Source organism: Blastomonas sp. (assembly GCF_041747255.1).
Classification (GTDB): domain Bacteria; phylum Pseudomonadota; class Alphaproteobacteria; order Sphingomonadales; family Sphingomonadaceae; genus Blastomonas.
Genome location: NZ_JBGTFM010000462.1, coordinates 1 through 6,105 on the forward strand (window position 1 = coordinate 1; position 6,105 = coordinate 6,105).

Here is a 6,105-nt window from a genome sequence, read left to right on the forward strand (position 1 = left end):
ACGCCGCGCCCGCATCGCCATGATCAAGCGCCGCGCCGATGCCTGCCGCCAGCGCCATCTCGGCCACCGCGACCGCCAGCCCGCCGTCCGAGACATCGTGCACCGCGCTTACGGTGCCGTCGCCGATCAAAGCCAGCACCAATTCGCCGGCCGCGCGCTCGGCGACCAGATCGACCGCAGGCACCGCGCCCTCGCGGCGACCGTGCAGCACATCGAGCCACAGCGATTGGCCGAGGTGCGGCGCATCATCGCCGCCGATGACGATGATCGCCTCGCCCGCCGCCTTGAAGGCCAGGGTGGCCATCGTGCCAAGGTCTTCGATCAACCCAATCGCGCCGATTGCGGGCGTGGGCAGGATCGCGCGCGGAATGCCGTCCGGGCCGGTTGTCTCGTTATACAGGCTCACATTGCCGCTGACGATGGGCATGTCGAGCGCGATGCACGCCTCGCCCATGCCCTCAATGCAGCCAACGAACTGGCCCATGATTTCGGGCCGTTCGGGGTTGCCGAAGTTCATGCAATCGGTGGTGGCGAGCGGGCGCGCGCCGACCGAGACGAGATTACGATAGCATTCGGCGATCGCCTGCTTGCCGCCCTCGAACGGATCGGCAAAGCAATAGCGCGGGGTGCAATCGGTGGTGATGGCAAGGCCGCGGTTGGTGCCGTGGATGCGCACGACGCCCGCATCGCCGCCGGGCACCTGCACCGTATCGGCCATCACCATGTGGTCATATTGCTGCCAGATCCAGCTGCGGCTGGCGAGCGCGGGCGATGCCATCAGCGTCTTGAGATCGGCGGCGATGTCGGTGCTTTCGGGCACATCGGTGAGCGGCGTCGGCGGCGGCGTGGTCACATAGGTGCGGCTGTAGCTGGGTGCGTCATCAGCCAGCGGCCCAAGCGGAATGTCGCACACCGTCTCGCCCTTGTGCTTCAGCACCATATGGCCGGTGTCGGTGACATGGCCGATGACCGCGAAATCGAGCTCCCATTTGCGGAAGATGCTTTCAGCAAAATCCTCGCGCCCGGGCTTGAGCACCATCAGCATGCGTTCCTGGCTCTCGGACAGCATCATCTCATACGCCGTCATCCCGGTTTCGCGCTGCGGCACGTTGTCGAGGTTGAGCTCGATGCCGACCCCGCCCTTGCTCGCCATCTCGACGCTGGAGCTCGTCAGCCCCGCCGCGCCCATGTCCTGGATCGCGACGATGGCGTCCGATGCCATCAGCTCAAGGCACGCCTCGATCAGCAGCTTTTCGGTGAACGGATCGCCGACCTGCACGGTGGGGCGCTTTTCCTCGCTGTCTTCGCCGAATTCTGCCGATGCCATGGTTGCGCCGTGGATGCCGTCGCGCCCGGTTTTGGAGCCTACATAGACGATCGAATTGCCCGCGCCTGACGCTGCGCTGTAGAAAATCTTGTCCTGCTCGGCGATGCCCACGGCCATCGCGTTGACCAGGATGTTGCCATCATAGGCCGGATCGAAATTGGTCTCGCCGCCCACGGTGGGGACGCCGACGCAGTTGCCGTAGCCGCCGATGCCAGCCACCACACCCTGAACCAGATGCTTCATCTTGGGGTGATCGGGCGATCCGAAGCGCAGCGCGTTCATCAGCGCCACGGGCCGCGCGCCCATGGTGACCACATAGCGCAATATGCCGCCGACCCCGGTCGCCGCGCCCTGATAGGGCTCGATGTAACTGGGGTGGTTGTGGCTCTCCATCTTGAAGATGGCGGCGAGCGGCCTGCCATCCGCGCCGGGGCCGATATCGACCACGCCCGCGTTCTCGCCGGGGCCGCAGATGACTTGGCGACCGGTGGTAGGCAGTTTTTTCAAGTGCACGCGCGAGCTCTTGTAGCTGCAATGCTCCGACCACATTACCGAGAAGATGCCGAGCTCGACCAGATTGGGTTCGCGGCCCAGCGCGGCGAGGATGCGCTGATACTCGTCAGGCTTCAGCCCGTGTTCGGCGACAATCTGCGGGGTGATGGCCGCTGCGGGCGCCGTTTCGCTTTGGGTCTGGGTCTCGCTCATGGCCCCGCGCTTTACGCGGCTGCGCGGACGGGGGGAAGGGGGAGAATCAAGGGATCAGCGCGGGGATGCCGAAATGTTGGGCGGACAGGAATTGCTGGCGATCAAGAGTGGCGAATGAAACGCCGAACCGCTGCGCGATCGCCAAGTGCAGGGCATCGGGTGCGCGCAAACCTAGTTTCCAAACGCCACTAAATTCTGAGGCCTTGGCATAATCCAGTTCAGTGATTGGCAGCACATTGAAACTGTTATTGAGCAGCGTCGTCAGTTCCGCTTGCGCCATGCTGGCTTGCGTTTCTGATATCTGGCCAGTCCTGATTTTGATCGACAGCGCGCTCGAAAATTCCACATTGTTCCAGTGGCTGACGCTAAACCCATGCTTTTCATAAGTCGCAAACCAATCGAGCAGTTCGATGCTGCGTGGCTCCCGGCAAAGGAGCGCAACCAACAGGGACGTATCGAGATATATCATCAATATCGGTCTGTATCGCGCATTTCCCGGATGAATTCGCCCGCGCTTTGCTCCTGCATCGGCATTTTATCGAGATGACGCCGCATCGCCTCGACATCAATCGGTTTGCGCTGCTTTTCAGCTGGTACCAGCCGCGCGACCAGCCTGCCTTCGCGGATGATGTCGATGATCTCGCCCGCTTCGGCGCGGTCGACGAGTTCGCTCAAATGCGCCTTGGCGTCTGACAGGCTATAGGCTTCCATTTCATGCTCCTCAGCAACTGGGTAACCAGATATCACGCTGGCGCGGTAATCGCAATTCAGGCGCGAGCCTCCCCATCCGTCAAGACCGCGCTCTATGCATCGACGCGGCTCGATTTCGCGCGTGGTTTACATGGCGTGCGCTTGCGCCTTGACCACGTGCGGGCCAGTCGCCAAAGCTGTGCTATATGACCGAAGCCACCGCTATTACCACCGACCTGTCGTTCGAAGACGCCCTGAAAGAGCTGGAGGGCATCGTTCGCCAGCTTGAATCTGGCGATGTGCCGCTCGACAGCTCGATCAGCCTTTACGAACGCGGTGACCAGCTGCGCAGCCTGTGCCAGAAACGGCTCGATGCGGCGCAGGCGCGGATCGAGAAGATTCGCCTCGGCGCCGATGGCCAGCCGGTTGGCACAGAGCCCTTTGATGCGGGCTGATTCGGTGGCTGGACAGGATGTAATGGGGGACCGACGTTCGTGACCGACACGATCAACAGTGATATTTTATTGGCCGATGCGTTCAGGCACATCGCAGCGGACGTTGACGCGTGTTTCGATGCGTTGCTGGAGGTGCCCGATGATCCGCGCGCGGTGCTGTATCAGGCGATGCGTCATGCGACGATCGGCGGCGGCAAGCGGGTGCGCCCGCTGCTGCTCACTGCCACCGCAGCGATGTTCAATGTCGACCGGGGGCTGGCGGTGCGGGTCGCCTGCGCGGTCGAGGCGATTCACGTCTATTCGCTGATCCACGATGATCTGCCGTGCATGGATGATGACGACATGCGGCGTGGCAAGCCGACAGTGCACAAGGCGTTCAACGAGGCGGTGGCAGTGCTGGCGGGCGATTCACTGCACGCACTGGCGTTTGAAATCCTCGCCGGCAGCCAGTCACACCCCGAACCCTTCATTCGCTCAGAACTGATCGCCACGCTGGCAGAGGCGAGCGGCCCCAACGGCATGGCGGGCGGCCAGATGATGGACCTTGAGGCAGAGAAGGCCAAGTTCGATCTGCCGACGGTGACCAAGCTGCAGCGGTTGAAGACCGGTGCGCTGATCGCGGCTTCGGTCGAAATGGGCGCGATACTTGGTCACGTGGCGATCGAGGGGCGCACGGCGTTGCGCGCCTATGCGCGCGATATCGGGCTGGCATTCCAGATCGCCGATGACATTCTGGATGTCGAAGGCGACGCGGAATTGGCGGGCAAGGCGCTGCAGAAGGATGCCGCGGCAGGCAAGGAGACGTTCCTTTCGCTGCTGGGGCTTGAGCGCGCGCGCGAGCAGGCGTTTTTTCTGGTCGATCAGGCGGTGGGGCACCTGGCCAGCTACGGCCGCGAGGCCGATGTGCTGCGCGTGCTGGCGCGTTACATTGTCGAGCGCAATTCCTGATCCGCGCATCACGCAATCACGCCATAATCAACATGGTGACACATAGGGGAACAGCAGATGCGCATCGGGGTCTATCCAGGGACATTTGATCCCATCACGCTTGGCCATATGGACATCATCCGGCGCGGGGCCAAGCTGGTCGATCGGTTGGTGGTTGGGGTGACCACCAACCCTTCCAAAAACCCGATGTTCAGCGTGGAAGAACGGATGGAGATGGTGCGGCGCGAGGTTGCCGAGATCGACTGCGAAATCCACGTCGTTTCGTTCAACTCGCTGCTGATGGACTTTGCCGAGCGTGAAGGCGCAAGCATGATCGTGCGAGGATTGCGCGCGGTCGCCGATTTCGAGTATGAATATCAGATGGCGGGGATGAACCAGCAGCTCAACCATCGCATCGAAACCGTATTTCTGATGGCAGACGTGTCGCTGCAGCCAATCGCATCACGGCTGGTAAAGGAAATCGCCAGCTATGGCGGCGCGATCCAGCGGTTCGTGACCGATGCGGTGCGCGTCGATGTTGAAAAACGGGTGCGCGAAATCGGCCTCAAGGGTGACTGACCACACCGAATTTTCCTCACGCAGTTCATTCATGACAGGCTAAGCCGCTTTGGCTATAGCCGTGCCCGAACCGGGCAGTGCCTCCGCCTGCCTGGCCTGAACTTAACAGGACCCCCGCTTTTATGTCCAAGACCCTGAAATTGCTTTTTGCCCAGCTGTTCGCGCCGCTATTGTTGATGCCGCTGGCCGCGCAGGCGCAGGATGGTGCCGCTGCAACCGAAGCCACCGAGGCTGCGCAGGATGCCGAACGCGCCGCCGCCAGAGCTGCGCAGGATGCAGAACGCGCTGCCGCCAGGGCGCTCAAGGAGCAGGAGAAGGAGCGCAGGGAGCAGGAAAGGGCCGCCGAGAAGCTCGAAAAGGAGCGCGACAAGGAAGCGGAGAAGCTTGGAAAAGAGAGCGCCAGAGAAACGGCGAAGCTCGAGAAGGCCCGCGACAAAGAAACGCGTGCCGCCGCGAAAGCCGCGCGCAAACGTGCATCCGAGGGCAGGACGGGCAACGATTCAGATGATGCCGCTGCTGCGCTGGTCGAGGTCGTGGCGCCGCCAACCCCCGACAAGGCCAGCCCCGACAACATCCTGTATCTCGATCTGTCCACCGGCGGGCGCGTGTCGATCCAGCTGTATCCGGAAGTCGCCCCCAACCATGTTGAGCGCATCAGGACGCTCGCGCGGCAGGGCTTTTACGACGGCATCGTCTTCCACCGGGTGATCGAGGGCTTCATGGCGCAGACCGGCGACCCCACCGGCACCGGAACTGGCGGTTCCGAGCTTCCCGACGTGGCGGCAGAGTTCAACAAGTTCCCGCACCTGCGCGGCACACTGTCAATGGCGCGCGCGCAAGACCCCAACAGCGCCAACAGCCAGTTTTTCATCGTCTTTTACCCGCGCTTTTCGCTCGACAACAGCTATACCAATTTCGGACGGGTGTTTGCAGGCATGGAGTTTGTTGACGCGATCCCGCGTGGCGAGCCGCCGACAAATCCTGCGCGTATTTTGCAGGCATCGCTCAAATCCCAGAACAAACCCGAGCCCAATTACGCGGCTGCGGCTGCCAGAGCTCCGGCAGACCGCGAAATTTCGGTTGACGATCTGAATGCGCCGATCACCAATTGAGTGAGTCAGGGGTAGCTTACCAGGCGTATTGGTTCTCCGGCAATAGCCGGAGCCTGGGGGCCGGATTGCGCTATCACCGCCTCTGGATTCGGGCTTTCGTCGGAAAACGTCAGGGTGGAAATACCGGTAATCAAACATGCGCGTTGACGATTTCGATTTCGAGCTGCCACCCGAGCGGATAGCCTTGCGGCCGGTGCGTCCGCGCGATGCGGCGCGGATGCTGTGCGTTACGCCCGCCGGGCTGGCCGACGCCCATGTCCGCGATCTGCCCGGGCTGCTTAACTCCGGCGATTGCCTGGTGTTCAACGAC

7 protein-coding genes and 1 pseudogene are annotated in these 6,105 nt (G+C 62.3%); 5 read left to right on the forward strand and 3 right to left on the reverse strand.

The window, feature by feature from the left end; translation table 11 throughout:
• The 3 genes from purL to ACEW8G_RS15340 form a co-directional block, all read right to left on the reverse strand.
• Nucleotides 1-2,032, reverse strand: a 2,032-nt coding sequence (gene purL / locus ACEW8G_RS15330; protein ID WP_373489264.1) for a phosphoribosylformylglycinamidine synthase subunit PurL, incomplete at its 3' end; no start/stop codon positions are given.
• Between the two features lie 46 nt (nucleotides 2,033-2,078).
• A complete protein-coding gene (locus ACEW8G_RS15335) occupies nucleotides 2,079-2,501 on the reverse strand; it encodes a type II toxin-antitoxin system VapC family toxin (RefSeq protein ID WP_373489269.1) in 423 nt (140 codons plus the stop codon).
• Nucleotides 2,501-2,743, reverse strand: coding sequence for a type II toxin-antitoxin system prevent-host-death family antitoxin (locus ACEW8G_RS15340; protein ID WP_373489265.1), 243 nt, complete (start codon nucleotides 2,741-2,743; stop codon nucleotides 2,501-2,503). The genes ACEW8G_RS15335 and ACEW8G_RS15340 overlap by 1 nt, the downstream gene beginning before the upstream one ends.
• A 185-nt stretch (nucleotides 2,744-2,928) precedes the next feature.
• On the opposite strand from ACEW8G_RS15340, the gene ACEW8G_RS15345 reads away from it, so the two are divergent.
• From ACEW8G_RS15345 to ACEW8G_RS15365, 5 genes and pseudogenes are all read left to right on the forward strand, one after another.
• Entirely contained in the window at nucleotides 2,929-3,177 is a 249-nt protein-coding gene (locus ACEW8G_RS15345) for an exodeoxyribonuclease VII small subunit (protein ID WP_373489266.1), read from the forward strand.
• A gap of 39 nt (nucleotides 3,178-3,216) precedes the next feature.
• Nucleotides 3,217-4,125, forward strand: a complete 909-nt coding sequence (locus tag ACEW8G_RS15350; protein WP_373489267.1) for a polyprenyl synthetase family protein — start codon at nucleotides 3,217-3,219, stop codon at nucleotides 4,123-4,125.
• A gap of 57 nt (nucleotides 4,126-4,182) precedes the next feature.
• Entirely contained in the window at nucleotides 4,183-4,683 is a 501-nt protein-coding gene (gene coaD, locus ACEW8G_RS15355; RefSeq protein ID WP_373489268.1) for a pantetheine-phosphate adenylyltransferase, read from the forward strand.
• A gap of 446 nt (nucleotides 4,684-5,129) precedes the next feature.
• A pseudogene (locus ACEW8G_RS15360) lies at nucleotides 5,130-5,795 on the forward strand (peptidylprolyl isomerase); the annotation flags it as partial.
• A gap of 136 nt (nucleotides 5,796-5,931) precedes the next feature.
• Nucleotides 5,932-6,105, forward strand: a 174-nt coding sequence (locus tag ACEW8G_RS15365) for an S-adenosylmethionine:tRNA ribosyltransferase-isomerase (RefSeq protein ID WP_373489270.1), incomplete at its 3' end; no start/stop codon positions are given.

Coding starts and splice junctions, on each gene's coding strand:
- coaD (WP_373489268.1), top strand. CDS start 4,183: ATGCGCATCGGGGTCTATCCAGGGACATTTGATCCCATCACGCTTGGC.
- ACEW8G_RS15345 (WP_373489266.1), top strand. CDS start 2,929: ATGACCGAAGCCACCGCTATTACCACCGACCTGTCGTTCGAAGACGCC.
- ACEW8G_RS15335 (WP_373489269.1), bottom strand. CDS start 2,501: ATGATATATCTCGATACGTCCCTGTTGGTTGCGCTCCTTTGCCGGGAG.
- ACEW8G_RS15340 (WP_373489265.1), bottom strand. CDS start 2,743: ATGGAAGCCTATAGCCTGTCAGACGCCAAGGCGCATTTGAGCGAACTC.